Below are 21835 nucleotides of genomic sequence, written 5' to 3'. Positions count from 1 at the left end.
CTCAACGCCCCTGGATGAGGTGCTTGTGGTTGTAGACGTCGTTGAAGTAGTCGGCCAAGGTCAACTGTGAGGCTGCGGCCTTGTCGACGAAGACCGTCACGTGTGGGTGCATCTGCAGAATCGTTCCCGGCCACATCGCCGAGACACTGCCTTCGACCACCTGGCGGATCGCCTCCGCCTTGGCCTCGCCCGAGGCGATGAGCACCAGATGCCGGGCCGCCATGATCGTGGCGATCCCTTGGGTGAGGCAATGCAACGGCACCTGGTCGACATCTCCGCCGAAGAACCGGGCGTTGTCCTGGCGCGTCTGACGGGTCAGGCACTTGATGCGGGTGCGCGAGGCCAAGGAGGAACCCGGCTCGTTGAAGGCGATGTGGCCGTCGGTGCCGACCCCAAGGATCTGCAGGTCCACCCCACCGGCCTCGACGATCGCCCGCTCATAGGCCGCGCACGCCGCGTCCAGATCTTCGGCCAGTCCGTCCGGGCCGTGGACGTTGTCAGCGTCGATATCCACCTTGGCCACGAAGTCGCGCAGGATGACGTTCTGGTAGCGCTCCGGATGCTCACTGGGCAGACCGACGTACTCATCAAGCATGAACGCCCGGGCCTTGGCCAGCGAGAGTCGGCCGGCGCTTACCCGGCGCCCCAGTTCCTCGTAGATCCCTACCGGACTCGACCCGGTAGCGATGCCCAACACTGCGTCTGGGCTACGGCTGAACAGCGCCTCAACGGTGTCGGCTGCACGTGAGGCAGCTTGGGCAACGTCGGAACAGATGACGACCTCCATGAGGCCATCCTCGCGCACGCAGGCGCCGGTGCGTACACCGGCGCCTGCGTGGCAGGTTTACCTGCCGGGGTCAGGCCGAATCGCGCCTTATTCGGCGGCGGTCGCGCCCCGAGAACGTCCGCCGTCGTTGCGGGTCACCTGCTCGCGGTAACGCTCGGCGGCACTGCGCGGCTTGGGAACCGGTGCGCTCACGGTGCTGCGCACCACCTCGCTGCGCACGGTGCGCACCATGTACAACCAGGTCAGGCCCAACCCGAGCAGGAACGACAGAACAAGCAGCCAGCCGGTCATGGGGTCTCCTCCAATTCACGTGCGTGCGCTTGGGTACGAGCACCGCCGTGCTCGTCGTCGTAGTCGTCCCGGTCTGCTTGGGCCTCAGCCTCGGCCAGGGCTTCCTCGGGGCTGCGGGCCGGTACGAAGCGCACCGCGAGCAGCCAGGCGACGAACATCCCGATGGCGAACGCCATCAGGTACCAGAACCAGGCGAGCACAAACTCAAGAATCATGTCGGTCTCCTTAGCGCGCGTTGATCTCGACGCGCCGGTTCGCGAGGCGACCAGCGTCCGTGGAGTTGTCGGCCACCGGCTTGCTGGAACCGTAGCCACGAGCCGTCAATTGGTCAGCGGGCACCCCGGCCGCGATGAGGATCTCGCGCACGGCCTCGGCCCGTTGGGTGGACAGCTTCTTGTTGTAGCTCTCTGAACCGGAGGAGTCGGAGTGCCCCGCGACCTCGATCGAGGTGAAGGAGCAGGTAGCGAGACGTTTGCCCAGCTCGGTGATTCGCTGCTGAGATGGAGCGTCCAGCTTGGCGCCGTCCAGCGCGAAGATCACGGGCTGCTGCTTGAGGGCTTCGGCCACCTCGCCGCGCATGGCTTCGCACTCCGGGGTCAGCGGCGTCGCAGGGGCCTGCGACGTCGGGTCGGCCCCGCCGGCCAGGCTGAGATTGTCGGTGAGTTGCAGCCCCGGGTAAGACTGCCCAGCCGCGTAGACGGTCGAGGTCAGGGCCTGCTGGTCGGGGGCGGTGCCGCGCAGCGCGACGGTCGATGAACCGACGCTCATCCCGAAGTCGTCGATACCGCGGGCGGCCGACAGGACAGTGCCGATACCGGTAAGGGGCGGGGTGCTCACGCCTTCCTGCACGCTCACTTCGTCGATGACCCTCCCATCACCGGCGGCGGCGCGAACAGAGTCCAGAAGGCCCTGCTCGGCGGCCTTGTCCGGCACCTTGCCCCTGACGACGATCCGCTTACCGTCGCGGGTGACCTCCACGGCGTCTGGGTCGGCAGCCTGCGTGGTGGCGGCTGCGACCGGTGCGTCCGTCTGCTTGTTCGCCTGTGAGTCTGAGCGCGATCCGCCTGCGAACCAGAAGGTTCCCAACAGGGCCAACACCAACGGCACCACGAGCAGGGCGGCTAAGAGCCACCCACCGGGCGGCCTGCGGTATCGCGCGGATACCCGGGTTGTCTCTGGGGTGCTTGACCCCGAGCGGGGAAGGCGATTCATCAGCGAAGACCTCGATCTTGTTACGGCAGGGGCTCCCCGCAATCTATGCGCCTGCGCCCCTCAGCGCCTCTTAGAGGGCGGGCGTGGCGCGGATGGGACAATGGAGCGCGCCCAATCCTGCGAGCGCTCCCCTGACACCCGAAAGCCGGCAAGATTGCGCAGCCTCTCTCAGATCCTTACTGCCACAAGGCAACTGTGGCCGTATTACCTGGGCATTCTCGTCTGCTCGGTCTTGGTCGCCCTCGCTGGCCTAGTCACCCCGTTCCTGATCAAACTGGCCACCGATGTGGTCGTCGCTGAGACCAGCGGGTCCGGGGTCGATGATGTGACGCGCACCGTCCTCTGGATTGCTTCGGGGTTACTAGTGGCCGAGGTCGCTGGTGGGCTCATCCAGAACTTCGGCGGCTATCTGGGCGATGTGATGGCAGCCCGAATGCGAGAGATCCTCTCCACCCGGTATTACGCCAAGCTCCTGGAGCTGCCCACCCGGTATTACGACGAGCAGGTCACCGGCACGATCATCAGTCGGCTCACGCGCTCCATCACCGAGGTGACGACCTTCCTCAACAGCTTCTCCAACAACTTTTTCCCGATGTTGCTGACGGTAGTGGCGGTGCTGGCTGTCAGCGCTGTCTATTACTGGCCGTTGGCGGTGCTGTTGGCGATCATCTTCCCGGCCTATTTCTGGTTGACCGCGTTGACGAGCACCCGTTGGCAACGCTTGGAGATCGAGAAGAACGAGCAGATCGACCTCGCCGGGGGCCGCTTTGCCGAGGTTGTCGGTCAGATCCGGGTGGTGAAAAGCTTTGTGCAAGAAGCGCGCGAGCTGGGGGTGTTCTCGCGCCGGTTCCGCGCCACGGTCGATACAACCCGGCATCAGTCCCGCTACTGGCACTTCATGGATGCCGCCCGCCGGGCGGTACTCGGCGCCATCTTCTTTGCCATCTACGCGATCCTGTTCGTGCGAGCAGCCAACGGGCAGATGTCCATCGGCGACATGGTGCTGCTCATCCAGCTCGTGGCGATGGCCCGTCAACCGGTGACGATGATGAGTTACCTGGTCGACACCGCACAGCGGGCGATGGCCGGAAGCCGCGAGTACTTCGCCGTCATGAACGAAGCTTCAGACCGGGATGAGCATCTACCGGTGCCCGCCGAACAGAGCGCGGTCACGCCCAGCGCTGCGCTGGTGCGGCCCCTGCCCCCATCCGCTTCCGCTGCCGCTGCGCTTCCTCAGATGCTGCAGTTCGAGCACGTCAGCTTCGCTTATGAGGACGGCAACGAGGTTCTGCACGACGTCTCCTTCAGCGTTGCGCACGGGAGCCGGGTGGCGCTGGTCAGTGAGTCCGGTGGCGGTAAGACCACCCTGGTCAATCTGCTGCTCGGGTTCTACCGCGCCACCTCCGGGCGCATCCTGCTGGCCGGGTATGACGTGCAGGACCTGCCACGTTCGCTGCTGCGAGCCCATGTCGGGGTGGTCTTTCAGGATGCCTCGCTGTTCTCCGGCACGATCGGGGAGAACATCGCGTACGCGCGGCCTCAGGCCAGCGAGGAGGAGGTCGTCGCGGCGGCGAAGCGGGCTTATGCGCACCCGTTCGTGCGCCAGTTCAGGGCCGGTTACGACTCGACGATCGGCGAGCGCGGATTGAAGCTTTCCGGCGGACAGAAGCAGCGCATCGCGGTGGCCCGGGCCATTCTCAAAGACGCACCGATCCTGGTGCTCGATGAGGCGACCAGCGCCTTGGACACCAAGTCCGAGCGTCTGGTGCAGCGCGGTCTGGATGAGTTGATGGTCGGGAGAACCTCGCTCATCATCGCCCACCGGCTCTCGACGATCTCGACCGTCGATCAGATCGTCACGCTGCGTGAGGGCCGCGTCGATGAGATTGGCAGCCCGCAGGAATTGGCGAACAGCGGTGGTATCTATTCGGAGCTTCTCGGCCTGCAGGCCTCGGCCAGCAGGCAGGACCGCAAGCGTCTTAAGGAGTACGGATTCACCGCCTAGCTTGCTGCTCGAACTGGCCGGTCACCTTCGTACGCTTGCGACCTGCGCTTATGCGAAGCAACCTACCTTCAAGTAAGGGTTTCCTTAGCGCGTGACCTAGGCCACGATGGGGAAATGTTCACTTTGGAAGACGTCGATCTGCATGACGACCTTGAATTCATCCGCGAGCACGCGGCCCGGTTCCTGCCCACGCAGGCGGGCGCGGTCGAAGCAGACACGGCTCCGGAGGCCGACGCTTCGAACCACCCGCAGGATTACTTCATCGCGCGCTGACCCCTGGCCCTACGGCGCCCACCCGCCGGGGTGGGCGCCGTAGGCGATTCCGGGCTCAGTCGCGCTGCTTGATCAGGGCGGATACGTCCCGGAAACGGGGATGCCGACTGGTCGTCAGCCACTCGAAGGCGACCATTTCCGCTGAGACGATGGTGGCGCCGGCCGCGGCCAGTCTGCTCATGGCCAGGGCCCGATCCGATTCGAACCGCGACCCGCAGGCATCGGCCACCACGCGTACCCGCAGCCCCGCTTCGAGCAGCCCGAGGGCGCTCTGCAGGAGACAGACATGGGCCTCGCAGCCGGCGATGACCATTTCGTCCCGTCCTTCGTAGCGGCGCTGCAGTTCTGCGGCCAGCCCGTCCGCGCAAGCGCCGAAGTGGTCCTTGGCCAGCGCGGCTTCACACCAGCGGGCGATCTGTTCCACGTTGGGGCCGAGCTTGTCCGGGCTCTGTTCGGTGCCGAGCACTGGCACCCCCAGCAGCGTGGCCACCTCAGCGAGGAAGGCTGCGCGAGCGAGCACGTGCTCGGCGTTGTCAATCGCGGGCATCAGCCGGCCTTGGTAATCCACGAGTACGAGAACGCTGGTGTCTGCACTCATGAGCAACGGAGATTGCATGCGGATCCCTATCCTTCGGCGGTGACCTCTCAGAGTATCTTCTGCTCCTCCTAGATTAGGCAATACAGGCCTACGATCACTCGCTACGGTTATCTCGGTATCTAAATTCTTCTAGCTTTTTTCATACACTTTGTTAGAAGAGGGGATCGGCTCACGGCACCCGCACTCCCCTTCGGCCGCTGTGACTACGCTGAGGCCCGGCGCGCCGATGGAACGCCACCCAGCCGCCCTGGGGTCAACGGGCCTGTGGGTGGGCACCTCTAAGGTGCACCTATGGTCGCCAGGCATTGGATCCTCCGGCTACCCGACGACGAGATCGTCCGGGTAGCCGGCGGTGCGGCCTACCGGGAAGGCGTGGCGCGGGTGCGCGCCGGGGCCGTGCACGATGTCGAGATCGGCGAGGTCGTGCATGCCCGGGTGGAGCACGACGACTGGTTTGTGACGATGCTGCGGCCCGGTCGGCCGGGAACCACCACCTGGCTAGGCACCTGCACCTGCCCCGTCGGCAGCGACTGTGCCCACGCAGTGGCCCTGTTGATCGCTGCGCGCAGCATCCTGCGCGAGCGCGAGGCCCGCGAGCAGGACAGTCCCGCCCTGGAGTTTCACTCCCAACGCGAACAACCCATTGCACCCGCTGCGCTCCCGGCCCCCGGGGAGCCCCGACTGGCGCTGAGCGCGACCTTCACCACCGACCACGCAACCTGGCTGGAGTGGGCCTGGGTCTATCCGCCGCCGGGCAGGCCGGGCGATGAAACACCCACCGAGGAAGCCCGCGTCATCCAGGTGGCAGACCGCACGATGGCTTCGCGAACGGCCTCCCGCGACGCTGCCGCCGAACAAGCTCTCCTGGATGAGTTGTACGCCGGTCCGCTGCAGAACCGTCGCGATATGTGCGTCCCCGTCGCCGGTCGCCCCCGACTCATCTCGCCGGTCTCGCTGCGGGGGATGGGAACAGCGACATTCGTCGAACATGTGCTGCCCGGGTTACAGGACCATCCCGACATCGACGTGCAGCTGATCGGCGAACCGGCCCAGTACGGCGCCGCAGTCACCGAACCCGTGGTGCACGTCAGCCTCGATGACACCGCCGACAACGACTGGTTCGACCTGTCGGTGATGGTCACCGTCGATGGCGAGAATGTGCAGCTCGCCGACTTGGTCCGCGCGCTCACCTTGGGCCGCAAACGTCTGCTGCTGCCTTCGGGCACCCACTTCCCCCTCGATTCACCCACCCTGGATGAGCTGCGCGAGGTGCTGGCCCAGGCCAAAGACCTCACCGACCCCGAGCGGGGGTCGATGCAGGTATCGCTCTATCACGTCGGGCTGTGGGATCAACTCGTCGCCTTAGGCGTGATCCGGCGCCAGTCCGAGACTTTCTCCCGGCGGCTGGCGGCGCTGCGCCGTGGAATCGATGAGAGCGACGGCGGCGATCTGCAGCCAGAGGCGCCCCCCGCGGGGTTGCGCGCCGAGCTTCGTCCCTACCAACTACAGGGCCTGACCTGGATGTCGGCACTGTGGGACGCGGGCCTAGGCGGGGTACTGGCCGACGACATGGGTCTTGGCAAGACTGTGCAGGTCCTGGGGCTGCTGCAACGGGCTCGCGAACGCGGGGAACTCACCTCGCCGGCGCTGGTGGTCGCCCCGACGAGCGTGGTCGACACCTGGGCACAGGAGGCGGCCCGATTCACCCCGCAACTGCGGGTGATCACGGTGAACGCCAGCGAGAAGAAGCGTGGCGGGCCCGCTCTGGCCGAGTTGGCCGAGCAGGCCGACATCATCGTCACCTCCTACACGCTGCTACGTCTGGGCGAGGCTGCCTACTGCGCGATCCCCTGGCAGGCCGTGATCCTGGATGAGGCGCAGTTCGTCAAGAATCACCGCGCCAAGACCTACCAGGCGGTGCGGCGCCTGCGCCGCGAGGTCACCTTCGCCATCACCGGCACCCCGTTGGAAAACACGCTGATGGACCTGTGGGCGATCCTGTCGCTGAGCAGCCCCGGGTTGTTTCCCGACCCGGAGGCCTTCACCGCCGACTACCGCATCCCCATCGAGGCTGGTCAGGACACGGTGCGGCTGGCGGCCTTCCGTCGCACGATCCGACCGTTCCTGTTGCGGCGAACCAAGGCGCTCGTGGCCGCCGATCTGCCACCCAAGCAGGAGCAGACCGTCCTGGTGCCGATGAGCCCCACGCACCGACGCATCTACGACGTCCACCTGCAGCGGGAGCGTCAACGGGTGCTGCGACTGCTGGGTGACTTCGACCGCAACCGGGTGGCGGTGCTGTCGGCGCTGACGACCCTGCGCCAGATGGCGTTGGACCCCTCGCTGGTCGACCCGGCCTACCCCTCGCAGGCGGGCACCGCCAAGCTCGATGAACTCGTGGCTCGCTGCACGGAACTGCGCGATGAGGGGCACCGGGCGTTGGTCTTCAGCCAGTTCACGCGCTACCTGAAGAAGGCCGAAGCCGCTCTGAACCAAGCCGGCATCGCCACCGTGTACCTGGACGGCAGCACCCGCGACCGACCCCAGCGGATCCGCGAATTCACGGACGGATCAGCCACGGCCTTCCTCATCAGCCTCAAAGCCGGTGGCTTCGGATTGACCCTGACCGCAGCCGATTACGTTTTCGTCCTGGACCCGTGGTGGAACCCCGCCGCCGAAGAGCAGGCCATCGACCGCACGCACCGGATCGGCCAGACGCGGCCCGTCATGGTGTACCGACTGGTCACCGCGGACTCCATCGAGGAGAAGGTGCAAGCCATGCAGGAACGCAAACGAGACCTGTTCGCCCGGGTCGTCGACGACGACGCCGCCTTCAGCTCGGCGATGACCGCCACCGACCTGCGCGAATTGCTGGCGGGAACTGGCTGACTGGCTGGCTGAGCGCCCGCGAACCCCTCACGAGTCGGCACCCCATCTCGGGCTTCGCTACCGGCGCTCCACACGGTAGGAACCGAAACCATCGGCAGCCGTGACGAACGCGCGACCCCTCGCGCCGCAGGAACGCCGAGCCTTCACCCCAGCAGGCGCCGCCACCAGGTGGGCTCGACTTCCCCGGGTGCCAACGTCTTCACCTTCACGTCCCCCATCAGGCTGTGCACGTGCAGGACGACCCGACGTCGAGGAGCGGCGGCGTGCTGGCCGGGTTCGTTGCGCTGGTTGCCGAGAATGGTGAGGCCCCGGATCACGACTTCCACGTCGGGCGGGACGATGAGTTTCAGGTCACCCATCAGGCTGTAGGCGTCCATTTCGATCTCAGACGCCGTGAACTCGGCCTCTCGCAGATCGAGAAGGATGTCGCCGAGCATCGCGACGGCCTTCGTTTTGGCACCAAGGGTGAAGCGCCCGCTGCGGCGCACATCACCCAGGACGGAGACCATCATCGGCGGGGCCGGAACGGGCGAAAGCACCGGCGGGCTCGGCTGCGCACCGATGACCGGCAGGTCCACCTGCCGCATGGCTTCCAAATCGCCAGCCGGGCGCAGACGCTCGGAAGGGACGACGTCTTGGGGGTCCTGCGGGTCTACCGGCTTGTCGAAGGACATACCTCCACCGTAGGCGCGCGGCATCCGGCGACCAGGGACTCGGGGCAGCATTCAGGGCAGAAATCAGGGTTTACCCCAAGTGGCGCACCGAGCCCGGTCGCCGGGCGGGGCGATAGAGACCCGACCAGGGCCGGGTAGCGTCGCTGACATGACAGACCACCAGCTCCTTGTTCTCAATCGCGCCGACCTGGAGAGCCTGTCGTGGACCTGGGATGAGGTCATTGACGTTCTGGAGGCTGCCTACCTGGAGAAGTCCCGCGGTCTTGTGCAGAACCCTCCCAAGCCGAAGGTCGCACCGCGAGAAGGTATTGCCTTCGCACACGCGATGCCGGCTTATTTAGGCGGTTCGGACCAACTCGGGGTCAAGTGGGTGGCCGGTTACTCCCAGAACCACACCCGCGGACTGCCGTTCCTGCACGGGGTCATGCTGCTGTGCGACGCGGAAACCGGCCGCCCGACAGCGCTCTTGGACGGCGGCTGGATCACCGAGATCCGCACCCCGGGCGTCTCGGGTGTCACCTTGCGTCACACGCCTGCCGAACCTGCCCGCGTGGTCTTCATCGGCTGCGGACTGCAGGCGCTACGCCACCTCGAGGTCGCCTTGGAACGCTTCCCCGGTATCGAGGAGGTCGTTGCGTACTCCACCCGGGAGGAGGCCGCGCGGCGCTTGTTGGAGCGGGCCGGGGATCGCCGGACCCGAATCGAGCACGACGCGACCCGGGCCACCGAGGGCGCAGACCTGGTCATCACCACCGTCACCCGTGACATGGAACCGCGCCTGGACTGCGCGAACGTGGCGTCGGAGGCGGTCCTGCTGCCCGTCGACTACGACCACGCCTTGAGCGCAGCCGCGGTGAGCGCCTCCGACTTCTATTGCGTCGACGACCTACAGCAGTACGGATCGGTGGCAGGCACGGATTACTTCTTCGGCTACCCCACCCCCGACACCGATCTTGCGGCCGTTGTGGCCGGCCAGCACGAGATCCCCAGCGCCGGGCGGCGCACCATCCTCAATATGGGCATCGCGATGAACGATGTGGCATTAGCTGGCCTCGTCCTCCAGCGCGCCCAGCAGGCCGGGGTCGGCACCCCCATCGACTGGCAGTAGCCGAGCGGTCGAGCATGCCGAGCTACCCAAACAGGCCTGCCGACTGATCAGAGAACCTATCGCGAGGAGCCTATTCGTCAGTCTACGTTTAAAGCTAGCGTTATTTATAGCCGCCAAGCGTCGGCGAGCACCGATCCAGAGCGCGGAGCAGCAGCTGACCGATGGGTCTCGCTGACCACCGCTAGCCGTATCTATGCTCTCTGCAATAAATACGAATATTGCCTGATCCGGCCGGGCCATTTCACCTTCACGACTTACCCGGAGCTCTGCTCACCCGGCAGGCAGAAGCCGGGCAAGCAGCGTGCGGATGGTGTGGCGCAGGGTCGTGGGCAACTCCTCGGCACTGGCGCGCCCGACACCCACTCGCACCAGATCCATGTACATGGTCGAGTACAGGGCATAGGCCGCGAAAGCGCGCTCATCCTCGCCGTGGGCGGGGCGCACAATCGCCAGGATCTCGGCGATGGCGGCTTGGAGCTGTTCGACCTGACCCAGGTCGCTGTCGCGGGTTGGGTTTGCCCCGAACAGCAGTTCACGCTGGTAAGCCACCACGATCTCCGGGTGCGCCAGGCCGGTCTCTGCCAACGGGTGCAGCAGGGCGATGATCGCCTCCACCGGATCGGCGCCGTGGTGGGCCATCGCCACCCCGCGCTCGCACCCTCGAGTGAGGCGCTCATTCAGCACGGTGACCAACAGGTCGGCCTTGGTGCGGGCATAGCGGAACAGCGTTCCGTTCGAGACGTCAGCGCGCTCGGCGATCTCGCTTGTGGTGACCGCGTCGTAACCCTTCTCGGTGAAGAGCTCGGTGGCCGCAGCCAGGATCGCTTCGGCCTTGACCCGCTTGTTCCGCTCCCGCCGCCCTTCGGTGGCTGCCGGGACGCTCATCGCTACCTCGATCCGGAGTGCACTCTCGAATTTCCTGTTTGCTCCTGCAATTGCGGCCATCGTAGCTGCTCGACGCACTTGCCCGAATCGGAGTATGCTCCGTTTTAGATCGCGCTCCGTTTCGTCGGTGCGCATCCTGGGCGCGCACCGCATCGGTGCCACCCCGACCCGTGGAAGGAAACGCATCGTGTACTACAGCAGCGGCAACTACGAAGCCTTCGCTCGGCCGCGCAAGCCCGCGGGCGTGGACGACAAATCCGCCTACCTCGTCGGGGCCGGTCTGGCCTCCCTGGCGGCGGCCGTCTTCCTCATCCGAGATGGGCAGATGGCACCGGAACGCATCACCATCCTGGAGGCCTCTCCCCTACCCGGCGGCGCCTGCGACGGCATCGAGGACCCGAACCGGGGCTTCCTCATCCGAGGCGGCCGGGAGATGGAGAACCACTTCGAGTGCTTGTGGGATCTCTTCCGCTCCATCCCCTCGATGGAGACCCCCGACGCCAGCGTGCTCGACGAGTTCTACTGGCTGAACAAGGAAGACCCGAATTACTCGCTCATGCGCGCCACCAAGGAGCGCGGGCGCGACGGTGAGACCAACGGTGAGTTCACGCTGAGCACCAAGGCGCAGAAGGACCTGGCGCGGCTCTTCTTCACCCGCAACGAAGACCTCGAAGACAAGAAGATCACCGACGTTTTGGGTGAGGACTTCCTGGAGTCCAACTTCTGGCTGTACTGGCGCACCATGTTCGCCTTCGAAGACTGGCACAGCGCCCTGGAGATGAAGCTGTACCTGCAGCGCTTCATCCACCACATCGGTGGCCTGCCCGACTTCAGCGCGTTGAAGTTCACCAAGTACAACCAGTACGAGTCGCTCATCCTGCCGATGGTGAACTGGCTGCAGGAGCGGGGCGTGGTCTTCCAGTACGACACCCGCGTCACGAACGTCTTGGTGCGTCACTCTGCGCCGCGCCAGGGTCAGGAAGCGACCACCAAAACCGCACACCGCATCGAGTGGATCCGCGACGGCCAGGCCGGCGGGATCGACATCACCGAGAACGATCTGGTCTTCGTCACCAACGGCTCCTGCGTGGAGAACTCACGTTGGGGCGACCACCACACCGTGCCCGAGCTCGACCCCGTCGTGCACGAGGGCGGCTCGTGGGCGCTGTGGCGCAACCTGGCCCGCCAGGACCCCTCCTTCGGGCGTCCGGACAAGTACTGCACCACCACGCATCTGACGAACTGGGAGTCGGCGAGCCTGACCACGCTGGATGACCGGATCGCGCCCTACCTGGAGAAGATCTGCAAGCGTGACCCGTTCTCCGGGCGCGTCGTCACCGGCGGCATCGTCACCGCGCGGGACTCCTCCTGGCTGATGTCCTGGACCATCAACCGGCAACCGCACTTCGCGAGCCAACCGGCGGACAAGCTCGTCGTGTGGATTTACGGTCTGTTCACCGACCGTCCGGGCGACTACGTCCACAAGCCGATGCGGGAGTGCACCGGCGAGGAGATCACTGCCGAGTGGCTTTACCACATCGGTGTTCCACTGGCCGACATTCCCGATATGGCCGCGAACTCGGCCGTCTGCATGCCGTGCATGATGCCGTTCATCACGAGCTTCTTCCTGCCGCGGCGCAAGGGTGACCGCCCCGACGTCGTCCCGCAGGGGTCCACCAACCTCGCCTTCCTCGGTCAGTTCGCCGAGACCCCGCGCGACACCATCTTCACCACGGAGTATTCGGTGCGCACCGGCATGGAGGCGGTCTACACCCTGCTCGGCGTCGACCGGGGCGTGCCCGAGGTGTGGGGCAGCGTCTACGACATCCGCGACCTGCTCAACGCCACGGCCCGAATGCGCGACGGCAAGAAGGTCCCCCTGCCCTCGATGCTGCGCAAACGCCTGGCCCGCACCGTGCTCGGCGATCTGCTGGAACGCAACGGCGTGATCTGAACACGGAAATGACCAAGCCGGGCGGGGGTGTGAAACCCCCGCCCGGCTTGGTCTGTGTTCGCCTATTCGATGCCTATTCGACGGCGCCGGTCGAGACGGGGCTGTCCCCGTTACCGGGGTCTTTCTCCTCAGCAGGGCCGGCAGCCTTCTCGTCGGCTTCGGTGTCGCCCTGGGCGGCCTCGCTGGTGTCGTCCCCCGTCGACTCGGGGTCGATGTCGTTCTCTTCTGTCTGGGAGTAGTCGGGGGCGTCGGCCTGCCCGACCGTTCCCATCTCGGCAGCGGTGGTGTCGTCGTTCTGACTCATAGCGGCTCCTGTCTCACGAGTTCTCCGGTCAAGATAGGGCCTAACCATTCGTGCGGCGACCGGAGCCGGCTGGGCCGTGGATTCGCTTCGGCTGCAGCGCAACCAGTCTCAGGAGGTTGCGAGCATCGAGGCGTAGTCCTCGTGGCGCTCGATCCAGGAAGCCACGAACCAGCACTGCGGCCGTACCGAGCGGCCATGTACGCGCAGGTGATCCAGCGCCCCACGCACCAGGGCCGAACCGACGCCCTTGCCCTCGAAGGCAGGGTCGGTCTCGGTGTGCGTCATGGTGGCGACGTCGCCGTCCAGCACGTATTCGGCGAATCCGACCAGCTCCGAGCCGACTCGAGCTTCGTACCGGTTCTTCTCGGGTGCATGCGTCACACGAACGTCAAGGGTTTCCGTCATCTCGACCTCTTTCAATCGTGGGCAGGTCAGCTCCCTACCCACGGTAGGACCGGCCGGGCCGGCACGCCGCCCCCACCGGGCCCACGGTGGCCCGTACTGGCCTGTTCTGGTTCAGTCCGGCAACCCGTGACCGGCTTGGGCTCCTTCATCCACTTGGTCGTGTGGCTCGCCGCCGCGGCGGGCGCGGATGGCGTAACCGGCCGCGACGACCCCCACCCACGCCAGTCCGTACAAGGGCGTGAACCGACTGCTCTCCTGAGTGGTCATGACGAAAACGACGAACCCCAGAAAGGCGAGCACGATGTAGTTGCTGTACGGGTAGAACGGCATCCGGAAGCCGAGCTGGGCCACTGCCTGCGGGCCTATCCTGCGCCGGAACAGCATCTGGGTGATGAGGATCATCGACCAGTTCAGGATCCCGGCCATCAGCGCGACCGGCACCAGCACAGCGAACACCTTGCCCGGCATGAGGAACACCAGCACCACCGCTAACGCCGTCACGGCTGAGGAGACCAGCACCCCGACGTAGGGGGCGCCGCTGCGGTTCAACCGGGCCAGGAACCGGGGGGCGTCGCCACGCAACGCCAAGCTGTAGAGCATCCGGCCGTTGCTGTAGAGACCGCTGTTGTACGCCGAGACCGCCGCGGTGAGCACGACGAGGTTGAGGATGCCGGCGGCGGCCGGAATGCCGAGGTTGTCGAAGATGAGCACGAAAGGGCTGTGTTCGTCGTCGAGCTGATTCCACGGAACCAGAGCGAAGATCACGAACAGCGCACCGATGTAGAAGATGAGGATTCGGTAGACGACCTGATTGATCGCCTTGGGGATCGTGGTTCGCGGGTCGGCGGCCTCCCCCGCGGTGGTGCCGATCAGCTCGACCCCGCCGAAGGCGAACATGACGACGACGAGGGCGCTGAGCATCCCCCATAGTCCGTTGGGTAGGAACCCGCCGTGGGACCACAGGTTGCTCACCCCGGTGGCCGGTCGCGGGCCGAAACCGGCCATGATCGCCAGTCCGAGCACGATCATCGCGATGATCGCCACGACCTTGATAATCGCGAACCAGAACTCGAACTCTCCGTAGGCCTTGACGTTGACCAGGTTGATCAGCGTGATGAGCACGAGGAAGACCGCGGCGGTGACACCCGGAGCGATCTGCGGGAACCAGAAGTTGACGTAGATCCCAACCACGGACAGCTCCGCCATGGAGACGAAGATGTAGTTGAACCAGTAGTTCCACCCGGAGAAGAACCCGGGGAAGCGCCCCCAGTTCTTCGTCGCGTAATAACTGAAAGCCCCGGAGACCGGTGTGTGCCAAGACATCTCACCCAGGGCGCGCATGATGAAGAAGATCGCCAGGCCGCCGATGGCGTAGGTGAGCAGGACGGCCGGTCCGGCGATTCGTGCGCTGGTGGCCGAGCCGTAGAACAGGCCGGTACCAATGGCGCCGCCCAGCGCGATCATCTGGATGTGCCGATTTTCCAGGTCGCGGCGCAGCCCCGTGTTCAGTGCCGGTTCTCGTGCTGGCTGCGGCCTACCTGGGGGATGTTGCTGCGTGCTCATGTGTGATCTCTTCAGTCGACGGGGCGGAGCTTGGCGGTGAAGTGGCGCAGCACCTTGGGCTCCCAGATGATCTCGTACCCCTTCACCTGATCTGCCCGGGCCTGGATGTGACCGAGCGCTTCGGCGATGACATCCAGGTGGGCTTGGGTGTAGGTGCGGCGGGGAATCGCCAGACGAGTGAACTCCAGGGGGGCCTGCTGCTGTTCACCCGTCTCAGGGTCTCGGTCCATCAGGAACGATCCGATGTCACAGCTGCGGATCCCCGCCTCGACGTAGAGCTCGACGGCCAGAGCGTGGCCCGGGTACTGATGCCAGGGGATGTGCGGCAGCAGACGGCCCGCATCGACGAAGACGGCGTGCCCACCGGCGGGACGCTGATAGGGGATGCCGTACTCGTCCAGGCGCGCCGCAAGGTAGGCGACCTGCCCGACCCGGTAACGCAGGTAGTCCTCGTCCAGGCCCTCGACCAGACCGACAGCCAAGGCAGCCAGGTCACGCCCGGACAGCCCGCCGTAGGTGACGTAGCCCTCCCCGGAGATGACCAGCGACTTCACGTCCGGGACGTGCTCACCCTCTTCGCGCACACCGAGCAGGCCGCCCATGTTGGTGATGGCGTCTTTCTTGGCGCTCATGGTGAAGATGTCGGCGTAGGAGAAGAACTCGCGCGTGATGTCCCGCGTGGAGACCTCGGCGTAGCCTGCTTCCCGCTCCTTGATGAAGAAGGCGTTCTCGGCGAACCGGGCCGCGTCGATGACTACCGGCAAGCCGTGTCTCTTGGCGATGGCCGCGGTGGCTTTCATGTTCGCCATCGAGACCGGTTGACCACCGACGGAGTTGTTCGTGATGGTCATGACGATGCCGGCGATGTTCTCGGCGCCACGCTCGTCGATGTGACGCTCCAGGGCCTCTAGGTCCATGTCGCCTTTAAAGGGCGCGTCCAGGCCGGAGTCGAGACCCTCAGGGCAGACGCAGTCGATCGGGTGGCCGCCGGCGAGCGCCACATGCGCCCGGGTGGTGTCGAAGAAGGTGTTGGAGATGACGAATTGGCCCCGCTCCTCAATGAGGACGGGGAAGAGCACCTTCTCGGCGGCCCGCCCCTGGTGCACCGGCTGGATCCACTCGTAGCCGAAGATGTCGCGGGCGTTGTCCAAGAGTTGGTAGTAACTGCGCCCACCGGAGTAGGACTCGTCCCCGCGCAACATGGCCGCCCACTGCGAGTCGCTCATGGCCCCGGTGCCGCTGTCGGTCTGCAGGTCGATGTAGACGTCTTCGGCCCGCAGACTGAAGCCGTTGTAGTGGGCCTGGGCGATCTTTTCGCGACGTTCCTGCTCCGTGGTGATGCGGATGGGTTCGACCATCTTGATCTTGAACGGCTCCGGGATGTACTTCATCGCGTCTCCTCGGCCTGGATGGCGCGGGGCACGGTGCGCTCCGGTCAGCAGGTCTGCTCGTGAGTGGTGAGGCCGCCCACGCTACTGGCAGGGGAGCGCCACCGGACCTGCCACCTGTGCGGGTCGGCGGCTGGCGGGGTCGCCGGTGGGCGATGCGACCGTCTGCTGCGGGGCTCTACCGTTGCCGTGAACTACGCACGCACGCAGCGGCTACGCCGCAATCACATCGAACAAAGTACGAGCGTGCCCGTATTGCGCAGCCCATCGCTGCTCTCCGTACGACCAATGCCACCACTCCCACGGATAGGGAGCAAAACCCTGGTCGGTGAGTACCTGCGCCAGCAATCGGCGCAATGCCGCCACCACTTGCTGTTCGGGTGGTGCATCCGCGGGAAGGTCCTCGAATGCGCGCACGTGGGCCTCTTCTTCGAACACATCGAAGTCCGAGCCCATGGCAAGAGGCACACCCCGGTAGGTCAGGGTGAGATCTACGGCTCCACCCGTAGGGTGTGGCGGGATGCGGTTGGGAGAATCTGGGGCAGATACATATCCGTCCAGGCTGCCTCCCCGCATCTTTTCGTAGTGCTGGAGCAACTCGCCCTGAAACTGGAGCGTGCGCCAACCGTCGAGGACAACCAAGTCGAACTCCGGCGGTAGCGAAGCCCGAGCCGCCAGGATTTTCTCCGTGACTGACGCTCTCAGCGCCATCTGCGGCGGATTGGTCGCAAAGTTCATTTCCTCGTAGACGTGACGCGTGGGGATACCGCTGGGGATGGTGATGAGAGGGTCGTTATTCTCACCCGCGACCACAGCATCGAGCGCGTCCTCCCCCGCGGGAATGGGCAACGGGCGACATTGCGGGATGACCTCGAGTAGGGCGGGATCCGGCGCCGACAACAACTGTTTCATTCCGTTACCGAGGACCGATCTGCATCAAGGGTCTCCTTGTACTCCCCGAGCAGAGCATCGAGAGCACGGTCACGAGGCACCTTGGCCGAAACAGCAAACAGAATCCCACCGATGATGAGCCACATCGCAAGGATGATGTATTCAGCGGGCCACACCAGGGCCATGTTCGTGTTGGGCAGCAGAGTCAGCACGATGATGGCTGCGGCGCCGAGAGCGCCGACCGCAGGCACCCAGGAAGCGTTGAACCGGCGCTTGGATGCCAGGTGTGGGTACTTCTTGGGCAGTGCGTATTTAGCGGTGACGACGAGGATCCACACGAGTCCGAGATAGATACCGCCGGTGTCGAGGAACCAGACGACAGCCCCCTTGCCCAGCCATCCCAGAGCAAGAGTGACCGTGGCAACGAACACGAGCGCCCGACGCGGCACGCCCGAACCCGCGTGCACCTCAGCCAGGCTCGCGGGCAGCAGACCAGCACGACCCATCGCCACCACGATGCGGGAGGTCGCGATGAACAGGCCGAGGAAGCTGGTCAGGAGACCGAGAATGGCAACGGCGAACGCACCCCAGCCAAGCAGAGGGAAGCCGGCGACACGGAAGGCATCAATAGTGCCGAGGTCCATCTGGGCGACTTGCTCCCACGGCAGCACCCAGGCGCTGGACAGCAACACCAGCGAGTAGAAAGCTCCCGCGGTGAGGACCGTGAGGACGACCGCGCTGGCGATTTTCTTAGGCGGAAGATTGGCGTCCTCGGCAAGGACCGCGACGAGACCGAAGCCGGCCATGTATGTCATTCCTGGAACGACGAAGCGAAGCGTGTCGGCCACCGCGTTCTGGTCGGGTCGGTACGGCGGCCAGAAGTTCGACGGCGATCCCGCGCCAAGCCCCACGGTGATCAGCGCCAGGCCAATGACCATCATCGTCGCGAAGAGGATCACTTGGACCTGCCCGCCCACTTCGACGCCGAACCAGTTGAGCGCGAAGATCAACAGCGTGAGGATGACCCCGGCAAGCAGGACCGGTGCCGTCACTGCTTCACCCGCGATCGAATACAGCGGATATTGATCCATGACTGGCATAAACTTACCCAGCAGCAACCCGAACGCCGTCACATAGAACGCCGTGCTCGACATATAGGCCCCGATGAGCAGCCATCCCGTGACGAAACCGAAGGCGCGGCCCAGAATCGTGTACGCGTAGACAACCTCCCCCCCGGCTCGGGGAAACAGCGAGGTGAGCTCCGAGTACGCCAGTGCGACGCACGCCGCAAGGGCTGTGCCCAACAGCAGGCCGAAAATCATGCCGCCCGCGCCGTACTTGGTGAAGAATGCCGAGTTCGTGTAGATCCAACTCGACCCGATGACGCCGGCGACTCCCAACGCCAGCAGCTGGAAGAACCCCAGCGATTTTTTGAGGTCAGCCATCCGGTCCTCCTGGGTTGTGCAGAGCTCGAGTGAAGGGGTTCTCCCTCTCCTTCCCGTAGAGGATGACATCTAAGGAGCCGGAGTCGGGTGAAAGAGCCCAGCGTGTTCATCGGGCGCTGTGATCTCACTGAAGCGACTGCACCGTCACTGCGCAGCCGACCAGGAGAAGTGTGTTTCGTGGGTCGGCGTTAGACCCCTGAAGCAAGGTTTCGATGCGCCACGGGTCGTATTAACTGCCGATCGCCGAGGTATCCGCCTTGTCCATCGTCGATGGATTCCTCGTTGCCATCGCCGTAGGTGAGGCTTGCGTTCGCCTGCCGCGGGAGTTGACTATCGCGCAGCGACAGTTGCTCTACCACCTCCGGGCAACGACGAAGGGCTGACGCCCGTTTGGGAGCCAGCCCTTCATGTCCTGCCAGGTTGTCGCAGACCCCACTGGGTGAGATTCACGAACAACCTTTGGTGCGCGAGGGGGGAGTTGAACCCCCACGCCCTTTCGGGCACACGGACCTGAACCGTGCGCGTCTGCCTATTCCGCCACTCGCGCGCGCCAGGTAAGCGTGCCAGACAGGGGCCCGATGTGCCAAACCGGGGTCGGAACCACGTCCCAGCGCGACGGGCGCGCAGCGTCGTTGACGGCCCGCGAGAATGCTCAACGCGAGCGAGTGACTGCGACGTGAACTGCGCGAACAGGTCCGGTCCGGGCTGCTGGCGTCGCGCTCAGCTCTTGCTGCCCTCGGCCGGGGAACGTGCCAGCAAACGTTTCAGGACGCTGCCGTAGGCCGCGGTAGCAACCGCGGCGACCACCGGATCCAGAGCGGCAGGAAGGCCGGCTATCCCGATCTCCTGGGTCCACACCAGCTCTGAACCCCCCGACCTCCCGCGCAGCTCAGCCTCGATACGGCCCCGGATCATCCGCCCGGTCTTGACGACCTCGGCGCGGGCCGGTTCTCCCGGGGCAGGCGCGTCGAAGGCGCGCACCTGCATGACATCGTCCACGCCGATTGGACCGATCCCGGTGCGGGCGATGAAACAGTCGCCGGGTTGCAGTTGGCGGCCCCCCGTCCCGTCCCCGCTCAACCGGGTCAAGGGGATGAGCTCGCTATGGGCGTCAAGATCCCAGAGGCGACGCCACGCCTCGGCAGTGTCCAGGTCAGTGTTCAGACGAATCGTGAAACGGGCCATGGAGCGAAGTGTGACACCAGCGCCCCGAGCCGGCGCGGCCACGACATACCCGCCACCCCCTGCGGACACCCGCCACTACATCCATCGTTCTATCCACCACCATGTCCACCGCCGTCCCCGCAGCCACTGCCAGGCCAACACCGGCCGATACGGGCGGGCACCGGATGAAGTGGCAGCGCTCTGCGGCGGCAAGCGCGGAGCGAACCGGCACAGCGACTCACCAGTAAGGCCCCCACAATCGGCACTAAACCGGATTCAGTTCATACACAGGCCGCTTCCCGATGCCTCACAGCGAGCCCGCGACACTCTCCCCATACGCGGCGACGTGCGCGTCTGCGCCGACTATCCCGATACGCTGGAGATCTGGCATGGGAGGAGGTGCTCGTCATGGGACTGTTCGATCGCGTCGAGAAGAAACTCGAACGTGTCGTCAATGGTGTGTTCGCCCGCGCCTTCAAAGCAGAAGTCCAGCCCGTCGAAATCGCTTCCGCGATGCGGCGTGCCATGGACGAACGGGCAGCCGTCATCGGTAAGACCCGCATTGTCGTCCCCAACGTGTTCACCATCGAGTTGGCGTCCGACGACTATGACCGTCTCGTGCAGTACAACGACATGCTCGTCACCGAGCTCACCGCCTCTGTACAGGAACATGCCGATTCGCAGGGGTACACCCCCGGCGGCCCGATCGCGGTCGAGTTCTCCAACAGCAGCGACCTGGAGACCGGGGTGTTCCGTGTCCGGCCCAGCACAGCGACGAACCCCCGGCTGGGAAAGAGCGGCTACCGGCCCCGCAACGAACCGTTCACTCCGCAGGCCAGCGCCCCGGCTGAAGGCAACGTCGGGCTGGCCGGTCATGCCGCAGCAGCAGCCGCCGGCGCTGTTGCCGGAACCGCCGCCGCCGGCCGAGCCCACGCCTGGGCTCAGGACCAGCCCGAGGTTCCCGGCTACCCGCCCGTGAAACCGAAATCGCAGCAACCGGCGTCCTCCGGTGGCTCTTACCGGCCACCGGTCAGTAGCCCTGAGGAACGCGAACGCAACGTGCAACGCCAGCGCGACCTTGCGGCCTGGCCCGAGGACGACGAGCCGGCCGGGTTCGCACCCGATGAGCCGATGGCGCCGCAGCAGGCCGCCCCCGATCTACCCGCCCGGCCCGCCCCAGCCCCGCAGCCGCAGGTGGCGGCCACACCGCCGCCGCGACCGCGCACCCCGCGGCCCTGGCTGGAACTGGGCCAGGATTCCTATCCGTTACATGCAGCCATCACCATCCTGGGTCGCGACCACAGCGCCGACATCACCCTGGACGACCCGGGCATCAGCCGCCGCCACTGCGAAATCCGGGTCACCTACGACGGTCCGCATCTGGTGGCCAGCATCCGCGACCTCGGTTCCACCAACGGAACCTTCGTCAACGGGGAACGCATCACGACGGCGCGACTGGATGAGGGAGACCGCGTGACGCTCGGACGCACCAGCCTCGTAACCCACTTCGGGGAGCGCTGAGATGAGCGAACTCACCCTCACGGCCGTGCGTTTCGGTCTGCTGGCGATGTTATGGCTGTTCGTCTTCAGCATCGTCGGTGTGATCCGCAGTGACCTGTTCGGAACCCGCATCGTCCAGCGCGGCCACGGTGGCCGCTCGCGGGTGACTCCCACCCGTAACGCGCCACGCCCGCGGGGTCGGCGAACCTTCTCCGTCCTTGCCGTTGTCGAGGGCAGCCTGCGCGGCACCACCGTGCCACTCAAAGAATCGGGGGTGTTGCTGGGCCGTAACCCCGAATGCACCTTGGTGCTGGATGACGACTTCGCCTCGGGGCGGCACGCCCGCATCTACTTCGCTGAGAAAAGTTGGTACGTCGAGGACCTCGACTCCACCAACGGCACCTACGTCGGCGGCGAACGCATCGACGTCCCCACCCCGCTGCGGGAAGGCACCCAACTACGCATCGGCACCACGGTGCTGGAGCTGGGTCGGTAACGC

The 21835-nt window shown here is 65.5% G+C and carries 21 protein-coding genes and 1 tRNA gene; 7 read left to right on the top strand and 15 right to left on the bottom strand.

From position 1 onward, the window contains the following. Window position 1: 1 nt before the first annotated feature. The 4 genes from nagB to arfA all read right to left on the bottom strand — a co-directional run bounded on the left by nagB (window position 2) and on the right by arfA (window position 2290). Window positions 2-787 (bottom strand): glucosamine-6-phosphate deaminase, encoded by a 786-nt coding sequence (gene nagB, locus G9V96_RS09945; protein WP_168582888.1) that lies wholly within the window; start codon window positions 785-787, stop codon window positions 2-4. Window positions 788-874: 87 nt separating this feature from the next. Then, the gene (gene arfC / locus G9V96_RS09940; RefSeq protein WP_168582887.1) at window positions 875-1078 is read right to left on the bottom strand and encodes a channel accessory protein ArfC; all 204 of its coding nucleotides are present in this window, start codon (window positions 1076-1078) and stop codon (window positions 875-877) included. Further along, window positions 1075-1293 (bottom strand): channel accessory protein ArfB, encoded by a 219-nt coding sequence (gene arfB / locus G9V96_RS09935; RefSeq protein ID WP_168581193.1) that lies wholly within the window; start codon window positions 1291-1293, stop codon window positions 1075-1077. Before arfB ends, arfC begins: the two co-directional genes overlap by 4 nt. 10 nt (window positions 1294-1303) lie before the next feature. Beyond that, window positions 1304-2290: a channel-forming protein ArfA/OmpATb gene (arfA, locus tag G9V96_RS09930; protein WP_168582886.1), complete on the bottom strand. Its 987-nt coding sequence runs from the start codon at window positions 2288-2290 to the stop codon at window positions 1304-1306. A 154-nt stretch (window positions 2291-2444) separates the two neighbouring features. Here arfA and G9V96_RS09925 point away from each other — a divergent pair, with 154 nt between their 5' ends. Then, window positions 2445-4295: an ABC transporter ATP-binding protein gene (locus G9V96_RS09925; RefSeq protein WP_168582885.1), complete on the top strand. Its 1851-nt coding sequence runs from the start codon at window positions 2445-2447 to the stop codon at window positions 4293-4295. Window positions 4296-4409: 114 nt separating this feature from the next. Continuing rightward, window positions 4410-4568, top strand: coding sequence for a hypothetical protein (locus G9V96_RS09920; protein ID WP_168582884.1), 159 nt, complete (start codon window positions 4410-4412; stop codon window positions 4566-4568). A gap of 55 nt (window positions 4569-4623) precedes the next feature. Here the strand turns inward: G9V96_RS09920 and G9V96_RS09915 are convergent, their stop codons facing one another. Continuing rightward, on the bottom strand, window positions 4624-5184 hold the full coding sequence (locus G9V96_RS09915) for an isochorismatase family protein (protein WP_210424376.1): 561 nt from the start codon (window positions 5182-5184) through the stop codon (window positions 4624-4626). Window positions 5185-5457: 273 nt separating this feature from the next. Between G9V96_RS09915 and G9V96_RS09910 the strand changes: the two genes are divergently transcribed. Beyond that, complete coding sequence (locus tag G9V96_RS09910; RefSeq protein ID WP_168582883.1) at window positions 5458-8055, top strand: DEAD/DEAH box helicase; 2598 nt, start codon at window positions 5458-5460, stop codon at window positions 8053-8055. 143 nt (window positions 8056-8198) lie between these two features. Here G9V96_RS09910 and G9V96_RS09905 read toward each other — a convergent pair whose 3' ends face one another. Then, window positions 8199-8729 carry a cell wall-active antibiotics response protein gene (locus tag G9V96_RS09905; RefSeq protein ID WP_168582882.1) on the bottom strand — a complete coding sequence of 177 codons (531 nt, stop codon included), beginning with the start codon at window positions 8727-8729 and terminating at the stop codon, window positions 8199-8201. A gap of 148 nt (window positions 8730-8877) precedes the next feature. Between G9V96_RS09905 and G9V96_RS09900 the strand changes: the two genes are divergently transcribed. Continuing rightward, window positions 8878-9837, top strand: a complete 960-nt coding sequence (locus tag G9V96_RS09900) for an ornithine cyclodeaminase family protein (protein ID WP_168582881.1) — start codon at window positions 8878-8880, stop codon at window positions 9835-9837. A 270-nt stretch (window positions 9838-10107) separates the two neighbouring features. Here the strand turns inward: G9V96_RS09900 and G9V96_RS09895 are convergent, their stop codons facing one another. Beyond that, complete coding sequence (locus tag G9V96_RS09895) at window positions 10108-10722, bottom strand: TetR/AcrR family transcriptional regulator (protein WP_168582880.1); 615 nt, start codon at window positions 10720-10722, stop codon at window positions 10108-10110. A gap of 187 nt (window positions 10723-10909) precedes the next feature. Here G9V96_RS09895 and G9V96_RS09890 point away from each other — a divergent pair, with 187 nt between their 5' ends. After that, window positions 10910-12676 (top strand): oleate hydratase, encoded by a 1767-nt coding sequence (locus G9V96_RS09890; RefSeq protein ID WP_168582879.1) that lies wholly within the window; start codon window positions 10910-10912, stop codon window positions 12674-12676. A gap of 73 nt (window positions 12677-12749) precedes the next feature. On the opposite strand, the gene G9V96_RS09885 is transcribed toward G9V96_RS09890, so the two are convergent. The 8 genes from G9V96_RS09885 to G9V96_RS09850 form a co-directional block, all read right to left on the bottom strand. Next, window positions 12750-12980 (bottom strand): hypothetical protein, encoded by a 231-nt coding sequence (locus G9V96_RS09885; RefSeq protein WP_168582878.1) that lies wholly within the window; start codon window positions 12978-12980, stop codon window positions 12750-12752. A 108-nt stretch (window positions 12981-13088) separates the two neighbouring features. Then, window positions 13089-13385, bottom strand: a complete 297-nt coding sequence (locus G9V96_RS09880; protein WP_168582877.1) for a GNAT family N-acetyltransferase — start codon at window positions 13383-13385, stop codon at window positions 13089-13091. A 111-nt stretch (window positions 13386-13496) separates the two neighbouring features. After that, window positions 13497-14948: an amino acid permease gene (locus G9V96_RS09875; RefSeq protein WP_168582876.1), complete on the bottom strand. Its 1452-nt coding sequence runs from the start codon at window positions 14946-14948 to the stop codon at window positions 13497-13499. Between the two features lie 11 nt (window positions 14949-14959). Next, complete coding sequence (locus tag G9V96_RS09870) at window positions 14960-16339, bottom strand: tryptophanase (RefSeq protein WP_168582875.1); 1380 nt, start codon at window positions 16337-16339, stop codon at window positions 14960-14962. A gap of 210 nt (window positions 16340-16549) precedes the next feature. Continuing rightward, entirely contained in the window at window positions 16550-17248 is a 699-nt protein-coding gene (locus G9V96_RS09865) for a M15 family metallopeptidase (protein WP_168582874.1), read from the bottom strand. Continuing rightward, the gene (locus G9V96_RS09860; protein ID WP_168582873.1) at window positions 17245-18672 is read right to left on the bottom strand and encodes an APC family permease; all 1428 of its coding nucleotides are present in this window, start codon (window positions 18670-18672) and stop codon (window positions 17245-17247) included. Before G9V96_RS09860 ends, G9V96_RS09865 begins: the two co-directional genes overlap by 4 nt. A gap of 460 nt (window positions 18673-19132) precedes the next feature. After that, window positions 19133-19219: transfer RNA gene (locus G9V96_RS09855), tRNA-Leu, on the bottom strand. 173 nt (window positions 19220-19392) lie between these two features. Further along, a complete protein-coding gene (locus G9V96_RS09850) occupies window positions 19393-19857 on the bottom strand; it encodes a hypothetical protein (protein ID WP_168582872.1) in 465 nt (154 codons plus the stop codon). 387 nt (window positions 19858-20244) lie between these two features. On the opposite strand from G9V96_RS09850, the gene G9V96_RS15150 reads away from it, so the two are divergent. Next, window positions 20245-21357, top strand: coding sequence for an FhaA domain-containing protein (locus G9V96_RS15150; protein WP_226913263.1), 1113 nt, complete (start codon window positions 20245-20247; stop codon window positions 21355-21357). A gap of 1 nt (window position 21358) precedes the next feature. Then, window positions 21359-21832 carry an FHA domain-containing protein FhaB/FipA gene (locus G9V96_RS09835; RefSeq protein WP_168582871.1) on the top strand — a complete coding sequence of 158 codons (474 nt, stop codon included), beginning with the start codon at window positions 21359-21361 and terminating at the stop codon, window positions 21830-21832. The last annotated feature ends 3 nt before the right edge of the window (window positions 21833-21835 follow it).

It is taken from the genome of Gephyromycinifex aptenodytis (assembly GCF_012277275.1).
Classification (GTDB): Bacteria; Actinomycetota; Actinomycetes; order Actinomycetales; family Dermatophilaceae; genus Gephyromycinifex; species Gephyromycinifex aptenodytis.
The sequence above is the reverse complement of the archived record's forward strand: the minus strand, read 5'-3'. Positions and strand labels throughout refer to the sequence as shown.